This is a genomic window from Mesorhizobium dulcispinae, assembly GCF_033977345.1.
Classification (GTDB): domain Bacteria; phylum Pseudomonadota; class Alphaproteobacteria; order Rhizobiales; family Rhizobiaceae; genus Mesorhizobium; species Mesorhizobium dulcispinae.
Genome location: NZ_JAVIIY010000019.1, coordinates 25,657 through 39,534, shown reverse-complemented (window position 1 = coordinate 39,534; position 13,878 = coordinate 25,657). Strand labels below are relative to the sequence as shown.

Annotated in this window: 18 protein-coding genes; 2 read left to right on the top strand and 16 right to left on the bottom strand. The window is 62.4% G+C overall.

The genetic code is table 11. The features are described from left to right. Positions 1-169 precede the first annotated feature (169 nt). The 9 genes from RFN30_RS27955 to RFN30_RS27915 form a co-directional block, all read right to left on the bottom strand. Complete coding sequence (locus RFN30_RS27955; protein WP_320265289.1) at positions 170-856, bottom strand: lytic transglycosylase domain-containing protein; 687 nt, start codon at positions 854-856, stop codon at positions 170-172. Further along, a complete protein-coding gene (locus RFN30_RS27950; RefSeq protein WP_320265288.1) occupies positions 844-1,392 on the bottom strand; it encodes a S26 family signal peptidase in 549 nt (182 codons plus the stop codon). Before RFN30_RS27950 ends, RFN30_RS27955 begins: the two co-directional genes overlap by 13 nt. After that, positions 1,389-1,634, bottom strand: coding sequence for a helix-turn-helix transcriptional regulator (locus tag RFN30_RS27945; RefSeq protein ID WP_320222788.1), 246 nt, complete (start codon positions 1,632-1,634; stop codon positions 1,389-1,391). Before RFN30_RS27945 ends, RFN30_RS27950 begins: the two co-directional genes overlap by 4 nt. Positions 1,635-1,794: 160 nt before the next feature. Continuing rightward, on the bottom strand, positions 1,795-2,118 hold the full coding sequence (locus tag RFN30_RS27940; protein WP_320236964.1) for a DUF736 domain-containing protein: 324 nt from the start codon (positions 2,116-2,118) through the stop codon (positions 1,795-1,797). Positions 2,119-2,655: 537 nt separating this feature from the next. Further along, positions 2,656-4,386: a ParB/RepB/Spo0J family partition protein gene (locus RFN30_RS27935; RefSeq protein WP_320265287.1), complete on the bottom strand. Its 1,731-nt coding sequence runs from the start codon at positions 4,384-4,386 to the stop codon at positions 2,656-2,658. Positions 4,387-4,472: 86 nt separating this feature from the next. Then, positions 4,473-4,880, bottom strand: coding sequence for a DUF2958 domain-containing protein (locus RFN30_RS27930; RefSeq protein ID WP_320265286.1), 408 nt, complete (start codon positions 4,878-4,880; stop codon positions 4,473-4,475). Positions 4,881-5,016: 136 nt separating this feature from the next. Beyond that, positions 5,017-5,163, bottom strand: coding sequence for a hypothetical protein (locus RFN30_RS27925; RefSeq protein WP_320265285.1), 147 nt, complete (start codon positions 5,161-5,163; stop codon positions 5,017-5,019). After that, complete coding sequence (locus RFN30_RS27920; protein ID WP_320265284.1) at positions 5,160-6,122, bottom strand: ArdC family protein; 963 nt, start codon at positions 6,120-6,122, stop codon at positions 5,160-5,162. The genes RFN30_RS27925 and RFN30_RS27920 overlap by 4 nt, the downstream gene beginning before the upstream one ends. 395 nt (positions 6,123-6,517) lie before the next feature. After that, positions 6,518-6,730, bottom strand: a complete 213-nt coding sequence (locus RFN30_RS27915) for a helix-turn-helix transcriptional regulator (protein ID WP_320222794.1) — start codon at positions 6,728-6,730, stop codon at positions 6,518-6,520. 122 nt (positions 6,731-6,852) lie between these two features. Between RFN30_RS27915 and RFN30_RS27910 the strand changes: the two genes are divergently transcribed. Further along, positions 6,853-7,119: a DNA -binding domain-containing protein gene (locus RFN30_RS27910; RefSeq protein WP_320265283.1), complete on the top strand. Its 267-nt coding sequence runs from the start codon at positions 6,853-6,855 to the stop codon at positions 7,117-7,119. A 24-nt stretch (positions 7,120-7,143) separates the two neighbouring features. On the opposite strand, the gene RFN30_RS27905 is transcribed toward RFN30_RS27910, so the two are convergent. From RFN30_RS27905 to RFN30_RS27875, 7 genes are all read right to left on the bottom strand, one after another. Then, complete coding sequence (locus RFN30_RS27905) at positions 7,144-7,656, bottom strand: DUF2285 domain-containing protein (RefSeq protein WP_320265282.1); 513 nt, start codon at positions 7,654-7,656, stop codon at positions 7,144-7,146. 40 nt (positions 7,657-7,696) lie between these two features. Beyond that, positions 7,697-7,948, bottom strand: coding sequence for a transcriptional regulator domain-containing protein (locus RFN30_RS27900; protein WP_320265281.1), 252 nt, complete (start codon positions 7,946-7,948; stop codon positions 7,697-7,699). Next, a complete protein-coding gene (locus RFN30_RS27895; protein WP_320265280.1) occupies positions 7,948-8,616 on the bottom strand; it encodes an acyl-homoserine-lactone synthase in 669 nt (222 codons plus the stop codon). Before RFN30_RS27895 ends, RFN30_RS27900 begins: the two co-directional genes overlap by 1 nt. An 87-nt stretch (positions 8,617-8,703) precedes the next feature. Further along, the gene (locus RFN30_RS27890) at positions 8,704-9,429 is read right to left on the bottom strand and encodes a helix-turn-helix transcriptional regulator (protein WP_320265279.1); all 726 of its coding nucleotides are present in this window, start codon (positions 9,427-9,429) and stop codon (positions 8,704-8,706) included. Between the two features lie 314 nt (positions 9,430-9,743). Further along, positions 9,744-9,992, bottom strand: a complete 249-nt coding sequence (locus tag RFN30_RS27885) for a hypothetical protein (RefSeq protein ID WP_320265278.1) — start codon at positions 9,990-9,992, stop codon at positions 9,744-9,746. Positions 9,993-10,344: 352 nt separating this feature from the next. After that, complete coding sequence (locus tag RFN30_RS27880; protein WP_320265277.1) at positions 10,345-11,265, bottom strand: phosphonopyruvate hydrolase; 921 nt, start codon at positions 11,263-11,265, stop codon at positions 10,345-10,347. Positions 11,266-11,382: 117 nt separating this feature from the next. Next, positions 11,383-12,291 (bottom strand): LysR family transcriptional regulator, encoded by a 909-nt coding sequence (locus RFN30_RS27875; RefSeq protein ID WP_320265276.1) that lies wholly within the window; start codon positions 12,289-12,291, stop codon positions 11,383-11,385. 394 nt (positions 12,292-12,685) lie between these two features. On the opposite strand from RFN30_RS27875, the gene RFN30_RS27870 reads away from it, so the two are divergent. After that, entirely contained in the window at positions 12,686-13,861 is a 1,176-nt protein-coding gene (locus tag RFN30_RS27870; protein WP_320265275.1) for an ABC transporter ATP-binding protein, read from the top strand. Positions 13,862-13,878: the final 17 nt, after the last annotated feature.

The following is a 13,878-nucleotide window of genomic DNA, read 5'->3' as shown; positions in this document are numbered from 1 at the left end:
CCTGCGCCCTCCCACCAGGTCAACGGCTACGATCCCGCACTGGCGGCGCAGCGCCGCGAGACGATCGTCACGCGGATGCGCCCAAACCGTGTAGCGGCCGGTGCCCATCTGGCGCTAGTTCAAGGGAGGGCAATAGCGTGCCCCCACCGCCCCGCCCAGCACCTTGCCCTCATCTGCCGTCCGGCCGCGCTGACCCACCTGGCTGAGACCCGAGCGGCACCAGAATTCCGCCACTCGAACCGCCCGCCGAAACGCCATCCCTCAGGAAAAACAATTCGCGCCCTAAGGAGATTTTCGGCGCTTTTGGCGGTCGAGATTTGCCCTTGAACTGATCCATGTCGACCGCCGAAACACCCGCCGCCTTAAGCTGTTCGAGATACAAGACTGTCTCTCTCGGCAGCGGCTTGCCGCGTTCCAGATGCGCCTCATATCGATCCGGCCCGGCGTTGTAGGCTGCGAACAGCCCAGGAAAGCCGAAGCGATCATACATGGCGCGCAGATAGGCTGTACCGGCCAGAATATTGTCGCGCGGATCGTGCGGATCGGCTCCGAGATCATGCTCGACGTGCAGTTCCTCATAGGTGTCGGGCATCACCTGCATCAGCCCAATCGCACCGGCTCGTGAAGTGATCGGCCGACCGTTGAGCATGGTCTGCCCACGGCTTTCGGCATCCATGACGGCATAAATCCAGGACTGTGGAACACTGAAGCGCAGGCTTGCCTCGGCAACGAACTCTTGCCATCTTGCCAGCTGCGGACCTTGGGAGATGACGGCCGGCTGTGCGCCGGTCGCGGCGGAACAGGCGCATGGTGCAATCGACACCATGCCCAAAATCAGGAGGGTCACTCGGTCCATAGCGGCACGAGCCTCCCAACGATATTGGCGGCCGGCACCGGCCCGAAATACCGGCTGTCGAAGGAGCCGGGAGCCTCGCTATTGATCAGGAAAACTTCGTCGCCGGCGAGTGCCCGGCATTCGTTCCACCAAGGCAAGGTTCGGCCTTGCGTGTCGACCGGAACGCGGCGTGCCACGATCTCGCCGCCGATGATGATGGCGTCATTGAAGGCGCAGACATGCTCGTGCGGCAGTGCGGCGATACGCTTCACCAGCGGCACGTTGCGAGGCAGATAGCCGCGTTGGTCGGCGAGGTGAGCGGCCATTTTGGGCAAGCGGACAAGTACGAAATCGCCGGCGCGAGCGGCACCAAGGCCAAGGCCATAGAGCCCGATTGGCGCGCTGGCCGAGGCATTCCAGACCAGTACGGGCGTCGGCTTGACGAAAGCGGTGAAGCCGATCAGGCCAAGGCCGATGCATGCCGCGGCAAGCATCTTGCGCGCGCGAACGCGCCGCAACCGGCTGCCGATCAGATGAAGAGAAGGCCGCGCGATCATGGCTGGCCTGCGCGATTGTCATCGGCGTCAAAGCCCTTCGGCTGGCCTTTCGACCAGGCGTCGAGCTCGTCGATGTGGTAGCGGACGAAGCGGCCGTGCTTGCGAAATTGCGGGCCGCCGCCTTTGAGCCGCATCTTTTCCAAAGTCCGCTGAGAGAGCCCGACATAGAAGGCGGCTTGCGCGGTGTTGAGGAAGGGACTGCCCTTCTTGGCGCGGGCGGCGCGTTCGTTTTCGTCGTCCATGATGATCCTCGTTTCGTCGGCTGAAGACGGTGGGGAGGATCGGCAAGGAAAAGCGCTTGCGGGACGGGCGAAGAGTCAACGGCGAGTTTTCGCCGCCCCTGCGGGCTGGCTCAGTTCGGCTGAAAGAGCCCCCGCGCCGGTGGCGCGGGGGCCTGTTGCGTCAGTCGGCCGGGTTCCAGATGATGGCGAAGGTGTCGTCGTCATCCTGGCCGGCGGCGCGGCCGAGATTGGCGTAGAGTTTTCTCGGGCCGAACTCCGGTGCTGCGATCGACAGGCTCACATAGTCCTTGCCGGATGCCTCGCCGATCCTGGTCCAGCCGGCACCGACCTCCACGCCTTGCGTGAGCACCCTAAAGTCGGGATGGGTGTCGGCGCTCTTTGACTGGTTGGGCACGATGGCGATGTCGGCGCGGACGCTGAGCGTCTTGAGCTGGCCTTTGTAGCCGCCATTGTCCTGCTTGGTAACGTATCCGATCGCGGTCATTTGAAAGTCTCCTTTTGCTCTCGCCGGGGACCATTCCCCTGCGATGGCGGACCGTGATGGGCGCGTCTGGGCCGGCTGAACCCGGAGGGCCGCAGCGGCAGCGGAGGACCCGAGCGGGCAGCTTTTTTGAAGCGAAGCGGGCGCGAGGAGCCGCCGCAGGCGGCGGGGAAAAAAGCTGCTGGCCGAGGGTTTCGGGCGGGCCGGATCCGCCCATAGGTCATCAAGCCAGCGGCAGGGGAATGGTACTCGCACGAGCAAAAGGAGATGTCGCGAAGACGCGGTCGCGGTAGCCAGGCAGAACGTTGGCCGAGGACAGGTTTGCGGACGCTCCAGCGCCGTGCCAGCGCTATCGTGCCAGGCACAAAGCGCCAGATTGCCACCACCTGTCCGGGTGTTTTCGAACTGCTGTCGGCCGGTGCGCGCGGCTGAAACCGGACCGGCGCTGCGGTCTGCAGGAGACTTTGCCGAGCGATAAATGCTGCCCGGTTGGCGCACGAGCGGCGACGCCAGAAAACGTCGCCGTCCGCCATGCGAGGATCATTCCGACACGAACAGCGTCTGGACCTTCGCCCACTGATCGGCGGTGCGCAAACCGCCACGGTTCGTGTAGCTCGACACCGGGAATGCCATCCAGCGCGGCAGCCAGCCGTCGACTTTTTGCCTGCCGTTCTCGCCGCAAAGGAAGTCGCGAATGATCTTCTTTTGCGTCTTCAGCTTCTGCGAAGAATTGCCATCGGCGACGAGCCTGCCGCCGACATCGGCGAGGATTTCGGTGGCGACTTGCCGGTCGCGCAACAGCTCGAAAAAGGCATCGTCGGCCTGCCAATGGCCGCGCATGTCGAGGCCAAGATGATTGCCGAGCGCTTCGACAATCGCGCTGCCCGCGCAAAGCGTCTCGGCCATGACCAGCGCCAGGACGCGCAGGACATCGTCGTGTGGGAGTGCCAGCAGACGGGCAAAGACGCTGGCCAGCGCAAAGTCGTCGCCATTGCCACCGGTCACCGGGCCATCCTCATCGACACAACCGAGCAGGCTCAGAACCTCGCGTTGCTTCTCGGCAAACGCCGCTTCGGCCTTGCAAGCGGCGATGCTGGCGGCCACCGTTTCGTTGGCCGCGCGCTGCGGTTCGGGACGCACCGTCCACAGGCTCGAGCCGACAATCGCATGCGCCACCATCAGGCGCAGTGCTGCGCCCGGATGATCGAGCAAGGCGGTGCGCACGGCGGCGTGACGGTGCAGATCGACATAGTTCTGCATCGGCCCGCTCAACTCGGGACGCGACGGTTTGGCACGCGGTTCGGCTTGCTCACCAAACTCGCCTTCTGCGCGGACGCGGCGCGCTTCCTTGCGCGACAGGTAGCCCTCATGACATTCCACCTCGCCGCGCTGCGAGACGGTGATGATCACCTTGCCGCCCTTCTTCTTCGGCGCCTTTTCGTAGTCCCACGAATGGAAATACTGGCCGGGTTCGAGCGCGACCACGTCGATCCAACCGGCTTCCAGATAGGCCTCGCGCCTGGCGGCAATGCCCTCGTTCTGCTTTTGCCAGAACAGGTTGGCATCGGCGAAATAGCTGTCCTCGCCGAACAGGTCGGAGACGATCAGGCCGGGATAGTCCTCGATTGGAAACAGCGCCACCTTGGTCGAAATCGACTGGCCGCCGAACAGCCATTGCTTCAATTGCCAGCCGCGTGGCGCATGTTGATCAGGGTCGGCATAAAGCGCGAGCCAGTCCTTCTGCTGCGCCTTGGAAGCCATGGTGAGATGCCGCACCGTTTCGGTGTCGATCTCCTCGCGGCGATAGGCTTCGCGTATCTTCGGCAACAGGTCGCCGAGCGCCAGAATGCGCTTCACCTGAGGCTCGGTGAGGCCGAAGGTGGCGGCAATGTCGGCGATGCCCCTCCCCTCCTTGACCAGGCGCGTAAAGGTCTCCCACTGCGAGACTTCATCAGGGTCGAGGCGGGCGATGTTCTCGATGAGCGAAGCCTCCAGCGCATCGGCGTCGTCGCCTTCTTCCATGATGGCGCAGGGCAGCGGTTCGGCCTCGCCGCGCTCGTCGGCGACCGTTTTGGCTGCGAAATAACGCCGCCGCCCGGCGACGATTTCGAAGCTGTCCGGCGCGCCATTGGGCCGGATCAGAAGCGGCACGAGCACGCCGCGCGCCCTGACCGACGGCAGGATGTCGGATATGTCTGGCGCGCGCCTTGAATGACGCATGTTGATGGCGGAAACGCTCAACTGGTCGATGGAAATATGGGCAAGCTGCATGGGTCTTTCTCCTTTGTCTGGGCTTTAAAAGCCCCACCGCGAGGCCGCAGGCCGAGCGGCGGGATGTTGTGCGCCTGGCGGCGCGGTCATTCCGCCCGGTCTGGCGGAAGCTCGGGAGTGGGAATTTCCAGAGCGGCGGCGGCCTGCCGCAAAAGCCGCTCGGCCTCGGTAATGTGGCCGGCAATCCGGGCGGCTTCTCCGTAGACCGAGAGCGGAAACCGCGCACGAAAACAAAGATCGCGCTCGATGCCGAGGCCAAGCGGTCCCTTGAAGGCTTGCAGTTCGGCGAGGCTGACGCTGCCGAGTTCCGGGAAGCCGAAGCCGAGATCGCAAAGCCCGAACAGCGTGTCGCCGTCGGCGTCGAGTTCGCTCAGAAGCCAAGTCGCGGCGCCGACCGGATTGAACAGTTTGACGACCGGAACATGGTCGGTTTCGATTTCGGCGGCACCATTGGCGCAAAGGCGGGCGCGCAATTCGTCGGTGATCAGGATCATGGCAAAGCTTCCTTGTCAGAACAGCTCGAACTGGGTCAGAACAGGTCGAGCTGGTTTCGTTTGGCTTCATCGAAGAGGTCGAAATCGAGCGTCTTCCTGCGCCGCGCGCGGGCGCATCAGCGCGTCCATCAAAAGGTCAAACCGGTCGCGGGCGGTGACCCGCCTTCGCGAAGCCCGCTTCGGCGGGCGAAGGAAGGTCGGCCGGGCGGACATCGGGAACGAGCATCTGCTCGCGTTGCGGCGTCGGCTCGCTCTGCAGCGCAACGGAATCGGAAGCGCTCATGCCGCGATCCCTTCGCGCATCTTGGTTTCGGCATCCGTCTGCAAGGCCAGCAGGAAATCGGCGGCTTTCGAGGCAAGGCTGGCAGCGCGGAAAATGGCGCGGTTGTCCTCGCGCAGCACCTCGAGCCATGAGGCGATATAGTCGGCGTGACGCACGGTCGGCTCGATGCCGAGGCTCGAGCAGGTAAAGGCAGCCGTGATCTCTGCCACCAGTTCCTCGCGGGCATAAGCCTTGGTGCCGAACGAGCCGGAGAGGTCACGCGCAAGCCGCGTTGGGTGCCCGGTCCAATGGCCAAGCTCGTGGAAGCAGGTTCGGTAATAGTTGATCTGCTCGAAGAACGCCGGTTGCGGCGGCAGTTGAACAAAATCAGCAGACGGCATGTAAAAGGCGCGGTCGCCGCCGATGCGGATATCGGCACCGGTTTTGCGAACAAGCGCCTCGGCATGCGGGATGATCTGGCGTTCGGGCAGCGGCTCGGGCTGGCTGTAAAGCGCGTCGGGCAGGCCCTCGCACTGCGCGACATTGAAGACGGTGAAGCGCTTGAGAAAAGGCACCGCCTGCGGCTCGGTATCTTCCGCCTTGGCGCGTTCCTTCTCGTTTTTCGGGATGAACCGATCGGCATGCACGATGGTCGTGCCGTGCTCGCCCTTGCGGACATTGCCGCCGAGGGAAAGCGCCTGCCGGAAGGTGAGCCAGTTCTGGCCGGCATAGCCGTTTTCGATGACCGCGCCCCACAGGATCAGGATGTTGATGCCGGAATAGCCGCGCCCCGTGGCGGCATTCTTCGGCAGGCCAAGGCTGGCCTTGGCGCTGCCCCAAGGCTTCACCCAAGGCACGCAACCCCGCTCCAGATCGGCGATGATGCGGTCTGTGATCTCGGAATAAAGGCTGGCCTTAAGCGGCTCGCTCCTCTTGCCGCCAACTTCTCCGCTAGCGCTATGTTTGCAGGTCTTGCGCATAATTAAATCTCCGCTCGCCAATCTCGCCGCGCTCTTCCCCGCAAAGCGGGGTGGGCGGCGAAAACGACCGGAAAGGCCCGCCGTCAGAGGTGGCCTGCATCCGAAGGACCGGAACGCAAGTGGAGGACCCGGAGCGCGAGCGAAGGGTTGCGGGCCGCCGCGGCGGGCCTAGAAGGGAGAGCCGCCCACACCGCGCCGCCGGGAAGGCCAAATCAAAAAACAACGCCGCCCAGGGGCGGCGACCGGCACAGCCCGCAAGGGCTGCCCGCGCCAGGGGGCGAAGCCGAATGGTCGAGACCGCCTGAGCGACGCGAAGACAAGCGGGCTCGGTTCACGAGCACCCGATGCGCGCCTTCAGGCGCGCAGGTGCCCAGCAATTTGCACGCCAAGATCGACTATTTGTCGGGACGAACCAGATCCATGTGGCTGACGCCAAGCGCCAATGCCAGTTCATAGATGGTGACGATCGTCGGATTGCGGCGGCCCTTCTCCAGACCGCTGATATACTGCTGGCTGAAGCCAGAAACTTCGGCGAGCTGTTCCTGCGTCAGACCTTTCTTCAGCCTGATCCTTATCACATTCCGACCGACCAACTGACGCATGTCCATGCGTCAGAAGTCAGCGGATCAGGCTCCTTGAGTTTATCAACTATAATATGTATTCCACACCAAGCATCTCAATCCACTCGCGGACGGGTTTTGCGAGACCGCTCTTGGAGATGGAACCAGCGATGTTGCAGCCTCACTCGACCGTGCCGGTAGCGGATGAAGCGCCATGGTCGGACAGCCTCACGGCTTACGACAAGGAGCACTTCACCATCTATATGCGCATGCTGGATGCCGCCGCCGATGACGCCAGCTACGAGGAGATGGCCGATCTGATCCTCGGCATCGATCCGGAGCGCGAACCAGAACGCGCCCGCAATGCGGCCCGCAGCCATCTCGACCGGGCGAACTGGATGGTGACGACGGGCTACAGGGAGCTGTTCACCAGCTGACGCATTTATACGGCGCGAGACACGTCAGGAAAGAAAGTCGAGATAGCCGCCATTCATGAGCACGCGAGCCCGTGTCACGGCACGTCGGATGCGATCGCGCAGATGGTCGCGAGGATCCGTCCAGTCGGCCCGCACACGCGTCTGACCAATCAGCGCTTCGGCGATGTCTCGGTACGAGGCGCCCGCAACTGAGCCGTCAAGAGCCCGCAGGACAAAGCGCAGGCGACGACCGCGCGCTTCCGGCGCAAACAGTCTTTTCGGCAAGCGTCCCCCTGCAACCAGACTATTGAGGCATTTGAGCGCCCAGAGGCGTTGCCGCCACTCACCGGCCGGCCAGACCGCATCGGCGCGCAGCCGAACGGGGCCGAGGATACTCGGCCCCGAAACGGCGAGCTGAAGCTGCCGGCCGGCGCTGTGCAGCAGAAGATGCTGGGTGCCGTCAACCAGCCTGAGCACACTCGCACGGCAAGGCAGACTCGCCGGTTCGAACGCCGGCATCGCCGGCGAGGAGGACACCCGTTCGGCGACGACCGGCAAGACCTGAGGGCATCGGCGCGGACACCAGAACGTGGCTGCGTCACGGTGCATCGAGGACGCGAAACAAAAGCCCCCAGCGCGACAGGTCGGCGGAGGATAAAATGACGTCGAGCGACGGCCGCTGATCGACAGACCTGGCCCGTTCCAATGCGTGGGACAGATCATGCCGGAAGGCCGGATTGCGCCGCAGGAATTCCCAGGCCCAGCCGCGCCGCATCAGCTCAAGGGTGTAGTCATAGGACCGCTCATCGCGCCAGTCCGGCCGGTCGGCTTCAGGTTCTGGCAGGCTCATCAGGTATCTCCGCCCGAAGCACGAAGCGAAGCCAGCATGCGGCCTCGTGGATTGACCGGCGCCCACAGCACCGGACCGGCAAGACCGCCATTGCGGCGAACGGCATCGAGGCGCTCGCTTGAGACCTCGAGGTAGCCGGCCAGGGCTCGGGTGGGGCCGATCGCGCGCGGCTCGCAGAGCCGCTCGAGCGGCCAATCGGCCCGGCGCAGGATGCGCTCCATGCGCAGGTCGGTGACGGTGACGATGCGGCTCAGACCTCGCCACAGGCCGAACTCGATCATGCCTGCGAAGAGCGCGTAGGTGCCGCCAGCGATGCCGCCTGCCCCCTTGGCGGCCGACGGCGGCAGGTCGAGCGCGAAACGACTGCTTTCCCAGATTCTTGGATCCTGCGGCGCCGGCTGTCCGTCCAGTAGGGCCGGAAAGATATCGCCAAGCATGGTCGGCCCGGTCGAGGCAAGCAGGCGGACGCAGCCGTCGACGCTGCCAATTGAGCCGCGCAGCAGCAGATAGTGGGGTTTCAGCGCGTCGAAGCGATCGATCTCGTAGCCGCCGCTGGTGTCGACGTCCCAGTCCAGCCGCTCCTTGAAGACACGGTGGCGCAGACGGTGCATTTCGTGGAGCTCGTCGGCGAAGTCGCCGTACCATTCGGGAGCAATAAGCTGCAGCATGATTATCGGCCTCCTGGCAGGATTGACCCTGCCATTGGAGGCCAGGCGTGAGGCCGAAGCAGCCTGTACAGCGGTACAGGTGCCTGGTCAGCCGAGACCCGATCTGGCGGCTGAGAATTGCGCCACGGCCTGCATGCGGGTGCGCAGCCCAAGCTTCTTCCTGGCGTTCTCCAGGTGAAAGGCGGCGGTGCGGCGCCTGATGCCAACAATCGAGGCGATGTCGCGTGCGGATTTGCCCTGCGCGGCCCATTCCAGGCATTCATATTCGCGCGGCGTCAGTTGCACGCCATTGACCACCCGATCGGCCGAGAGCTTGCGGCGGACGCAGATATGAAAGCAGGTCGCCATGAAGCGAAATGCCTCTTGGTAGCGCTCGGTCACCCGCAGGAGGGCCGGATTGAGCCCGTCGGCGGCAAAGCTCATGGCGGCGACGTTGCCCCGCTTGTCTAGGATCGGGATGGTGAAACCGCAGCGGATGCCGAACGCGGCCGCTTCGTCGAAGAGCTTCTGCTCGAAATCCGACAGCCCGGTTCGGCTGTAGTGAAGCCCCCACAGAAACGGGCATTGGCCGCCCTGCGCCCGCGCGATCACCGGATCGATGGCGTGATAATGGTTGCTCAGGTAATGAGCGGTCCAGCGTGGCGGATAGTTCGAGATCAGCCTTGGCTTTCCCGGCGCCCGTGGCGGCAGGCACAGATAGGCGAATTTGACGAGATCGAATGCCGCGGCAGCACGCGCCATCGCGTCGCGGAAATCCGTCTCATCGACGCTTTCCGAAAGCTGCTCCAGGAAGGTCTCGAAGACAAATTGCATGCCTAGTCGTCCCCAGACCCTTCCGCCGCGTGGCATTCGGAGTCGCGGAAGCCGGCGGGCAGCTTGCCAAGGTGACATGGCCACGTTCGCCGGCACGGAGCGTTACGCGATGGCCAGTCCGTCACCTTCCGGCTGGCATTCCAACGATGGGAGAATGCCGATTCGAGTCTCTTCAGCATCCAATTCGAACCGACAGGCGATGACACCGGATCCGCGGCACGCGCCATTCAACGTGCAGCCGCGACAGATTTTCAGCCGTTTCGCCATCCGGCTGATAGTGCTTGCGCCACGCGACAGGCTTGCTTGGCCGGTGCTCACGCCGAGGCTTCGCCAAGCATCTTGAGCATTGCCAGCCGGACCTGGACGAGCTTGCGCACCGGCGCGTGATAATTTTGAGGAGCAGCGTCCACCACAAACACCAAGGTCATCAGATCCAGCAAGAATTGGTGGATCGCGTCGGCAGTCACGACCGACTCGAACTGACGCAGCATTGAGCGTGCCTCATTGACCGTTTCCGCGCCCGGCGCATCGATCAACGCTTCAAGCCTTTCGAAAATTTCCAATTCGGCGAAACCTCCATTACATCATTTGCCATAAGGCACCTTGCGAGGCATACCTCGCGCGAAAAGTAGCTGGCCAAGCGGCGCCTGCTCGCACGGTGGTGGCGCCGAACCATGCAGCAGCCTGAGCTCCATGGATGGAAAGACTCGGCCGCAAGCCATAGCATCGAAAAATCCGTTGCCGCGAGAGACACGCGGGGGCCTGAAGTCCAGTGCCCGCATTGCGAACTGAAAACCGAAATGAGCTCGGCACCGCGAACCCGACACCGAAGATGCAGAAGCGGACGAACTTGGCTGCATCAGGAGGTCATCCTCAGACCTATTTTCGATGGTCCGGAAAGTAGCCCTGGTGACGTCACCACAGAAACCTATCCTCGTTCGCTTTGACGGCGTCCATTTTCTGCAGTCGGAAGATTTCCTCCACGGGCACGATTTCGGGGTCGATGCGGTGAATACCGCCGTCGGCGCGGATGCGGGCAAAGACGTCCTTCATGGCGGTGACCGCTGCCCGAATGGCATGATTGCCATAGATCACCATCGCAATCTTGCCGAGCGCGCGGATGCGCGACTCGTTCATTTCCGGATAGGCCGTCGGCACGATGACTATCGGAACTTCGCCGCGCCATGCTCGTACAAAACTTTCCACCTCGTCGGGCGTCTTGCGCTTGGAGTGGATCAAGATCATGTCCGCGCCAGCTTCTTCATACGCCCTGGCCCGCTTCAGGGCCTCGGCTTCACCCAGTCCGGCGATCAGCGCTTCGGTGCGCGCAATGACGAGGAAGTCCGCGTCTGCGCGCGTGGCAACGGCCGCCCGAATCTTTCCCGCGAATTCCTCGGTCCGGATGAGTTCCTGGCGACCATCTGCCAGGAGGCTCGTCACCTTTGGAAAAGCCTTGTCTTCAATGACCACCGCGGCGGCGCCCGCACGCTCGTATTGCTCGATGGCGTAGATCACGTTGATGGCGTTGCCGAAGCCGGTGTCGATATCAGCTATGATCGGCAGCGATGATTGCTCGGCCATCGAACGGACCATGTCGAGGTGCCGCGTCATGGAGACAAGGCTTGCATCGGGCAGTCCATAAAGAGCGGAAAGTTCGAAACCGGAGGCCCAGATGCCATCGAAGCCTGCCTCCTCGGCCAGGATTGCCGACAAGGGACTGTGCGCCGCCATGACGTGGGCCAGACGGCCGGCGCAGATATGGGCTCGCAGCGATGCCCTGCTCGTCAGCGTGGAGGCTCCGCAGATGTGCTTGGGGCTTTGACCAGTTTGCAGCATCTTGCGCGCCTCTGGAATCGACGAATGATCGAATTACTGCCACCTGTATTCAGCGACGTCGTTGGCAATCAAACGGATTGATCGATTTTTGAGACCTTTCCATAGCCGAATGCGATATTAACGAGCCTCCGAAATCGCCGCCTTCTTACATAGTCGAGCCAACCACCGGCAAAAGGCGCGAGCGAGTTCGGGATTGTCAGAGCGATCGACCGCATAGGCCCGGTATTGCATACCGCTTGGCGTAAGCGATCCCGGCACCACATTCAAAGCGCCAGTGCGCACCAGGTCACTGACGATGATCTCGGGCGCTACAAGAAGGCTTTTTCCTGTCATGACGGCAGGCAGCGCAAGGTAATTGTGATCGTATCGCGCACCCGACTTGATATCCCTTGATGTCAGATTCATCCCTCTCAGCCAGGTGGGGAGTATGTCGGGACGAGATGTGACGTTGATTATCGGCATCGAGCGAACGACCGAAAGACTTTTGCCCGCTATGTGATTTGGAGAGCCCACACACACGAGCTGCTCGTTGTAGATTTCCCAATGATCGGCAGGTTCGACGACCGAAAGGTCGCGTGTAATCAAGATGTCGAAATCGTCAGTCGATGTCGGCAGCGAAAGCGAACTGATCACGTCAACCATCACGCCGCCCATTTCGGTGGAGAATGCCTGAAGATTTGGGATCAAGAATGAATAGGCAAAAGTCGAAAGTGATGTGCGCACGACAATCCGATTCGCGCTCGGCCGCGTCCGCCGCCGCATCCTTTGAGCGGTGAAGCACACTGTATCGAGCGGCTCCGAGACAGTGTTGGCGAATAATCTTCCAAACTCGGTCAGTTCGCTTCGCCTGCCCCGCCGTTCCATCAAGTCTGTCCCGAGATATCCTTCCAGAACGGCTAGGTAGCGGCTGACTGAGCTCTGCGTCGTCCCTAATGCGTTGGCTGCCCGCGTCAGGCTTCCCTCGCGCACGATCGTTACGAAAGCGCGGATTGCGTTCAAAGGCACTGCTTCGTCTTCGCTCGTCATCGGTAGCTCCGGAAAAATAGTTGGAGGGCTGATCCCTTACGGCAATTCATCTCCAAACTGGGACCATCCATCACATTATTCGATATTTGTCACCGGACTGTCGTGTCCCGGCGGTACCGCGTAGCCATCAGTTCCGGCCCCAGGATGGGTGCATGACATTTCCACTCAATAGTCTCGGCTTTCTTACTTATTGCTTTGCGCAATGTGAGCCGACAGCTCGCATTGCATATCGCCGTCAAATCTGGCGCAGGTTACCCAATCGTCTTGCGTTGGGCACGTTTGACAGCTGGTCTATCAGACCGCTGGAGCGCTGCGTCCTTTGCCATCAGCGGTGCGCGTCGACGAGGTCAGTTGGCCGTGTCGTCGCTTCCGTGAGGAATGAGGAGTCCGCGGCGTGACTGGGATTACCATAACAAATATCCGCAAGTCGTTCGGGGCCACAAGGGTGCTGCATGACGTTTCACTCTCGATTGCGGATGGCGAGTTCCTGACCCTGCTCGGCCCGTCGGGATGCGGAAAATCGACATTGTTGCGCATACTGGCCGGGCTCGAGGTCCAGGACACAGGCAGCATCGAGATTGGCGGTCGTGTGGTGGATGGAGTACGCCCGAAGCGTCGCGACGTGGCGATGGTGTTCCAATCCTATGCGCTTTACCCGCATATGAGTGTCGCCGCGAACATTGCCCTGCCGTTGCGAATGCGACGACTGAGCCGTGCGCAGCGCCTGCCGCTCATCGGCCGATGGCTACCAGGCTCCGGGCCGGTGACAAGCGGGATCGAGATGGAGGTTTCTCGCACCGCCGAAGCGCTGGGAATTGCGCATCTGCTCAATCGCAAACCGGGACAACTGTCCGGCGGACAACGTCAGCGGGTGGCGGTCGGTCGCGCCATGGTGCGCCATCCTGCCGTGTTTTTGATGGACGAGCCGCTTAGCAATCTCGACGCCAAGCTGAGGGTCCAAATGCGTGCTGAGATCAAGGACCTGCACAGGCGTCTTGGGGTGACATTTGTCTATGTGACGCACGACCAGGCGGAAGCGATGACGCTGTCCGATCGTGTCGTTGTGATGCGTGACGGCGAGATGTTGCAAGTTGCCCCGCCGCAGGAGATCTATGCCGACCCGAACGACATACGCGTGGCTGAGTTCCTCGGATCGCCAAAGATCAACATGGTGGACGCAACAATGCGCGAACCTGGCTTGGTCGATCTTGCAGGCTCCGCCCTTTCGGTTGCTTGCGAGATAGCGCCGGGGTCCAGATTCACTGTCGGCATCCGCCCAGAGGCTTTCCAGTTTGCTGAACATTCCGGCCCGGGCGTGATCAGCGGCTCGGTACGCATGGTCGAGCATATGGGCTCCGATTTGTTCGTTTATTTCGACCCGTCCGGCCTCCAGCAACCGTTGATAGCCAGGCTTTCCGCCGAGCGCGCACCGCATATTGTCGCCGGGCAGATGCTGCATGTCTCGGTCAGATCGGACCAGCTGCTGGTCTTCAATCGCGACGGTCGTCGGGTTCGTGCGCGAGACGTCTCGAGCGCCCACTCGTCCACGCCAGTCAGGGAATGGGCCTGATGAGCGCAAGCCTAAAT

Coding starts and splice junctions, on each gene's coding strand:
- RFN30_RS27955 (WP_320265289.1), bottom strand. CDS start 856: ATGGACCGAGTGACCCTCCTGATTTTGGGCATGGTGTCGATTGCACCA.
- RFN30_RS27950 (WP_320265288.1), bottom strand. CDS start 1,392: ATGATCGCGCGGCCTTCTCTTCATCTGATCGGCAGCCGGTTGCGGCGC.
- RFN30_RS27945 (WP_320222788.1), bottom strand. CDS start 1,634: ATGGACGACGAAAACGAACGCGCCGCCCGCGCCAAGAAGGGCAGTCCC.
- RFN30_RS27940 (WP_320236964.1), bottom strand. CDS start 2,118: ATGACCGCGATCGGATACGTTACCAAGCAGGACAATGGCGGCTACAAA.
- RFN30_RS27935 (WP_320265287.1), bottom strand. CDS start 4,386: ATGCAGCTTGCCCATATTTCCATCGACCAGTTGAGCGTTTCCGCCATC.
- RFN30_RS27930 (WP_320265286.1), bottom strand. CDS start 4,880: ATGATCCTGATCACCGACGAATTGCGCGCCCGCCTTTGCGCCAATGGT.
- RFN30_RS27925 (WP_320265285.1), bottom strand. CDS start 5,163: ATGAGCGCTTCCGATTCCGTTGCGCTGCAGAGCGAGCCGACGCCGCAA.
- RFN30_RS27920 (WP_320265284.1), bottom strand. CDS start 6,122: ATGCGCAAGACCTGCAAACATAGCGCTAGCGGAGAAGTTGGCGGCAAG.
- RFN30_RS27915 (WP_320222794.1), bottom strand. CDS start 6,730: ATGGACATGCGTCAGTTGGTCGGTCGGAATGTGATAAGGATCAGGCTG.
- RFN30_RS27910 (WP_320265283.1), top strand. CDS start 6,853: ATGTTGCAGCCTCACTCGACCGTGCCGGTAGCGGATGAAGCGCCATGG.
- RFN30_RS27900 (WP_320265281.1), bottom strand. CDS start 7,948: ATGAGCCTGCCAGAACCTGAAGCCGACCGGCCGGACTGGCGCGATGAG.
- RFN30_RS27895 (WP_320265280.1), bottom strand. CDS start 8,616: ATGCTGCAGCTTATTGCTCCCGAATGGTACGGCGACTTCGCCGACGAG.
- RFN30_RS27890 (WP_320265279.1), bottom strand. CDS start 9,429: ATGCAATTTGTCTTCGAGACCTTCCTGGAGCAGCTTTCGGAAAGCGTC.
- RFN30_RS27880 (WP_320265277.1), bottom strand. CDS start 11,265: ATGCTGCAAACTGGTCAAAGCCCCAAGCACATCTGCGGAGCCTCCACG.
- RFN30_RS27875 (WP_320265276.1), bottom strand. CDS start 12,291: ATGACGAGCGAAGACGAAGCAGTGCCTTTGAACGCAATCCGCGCTTTC.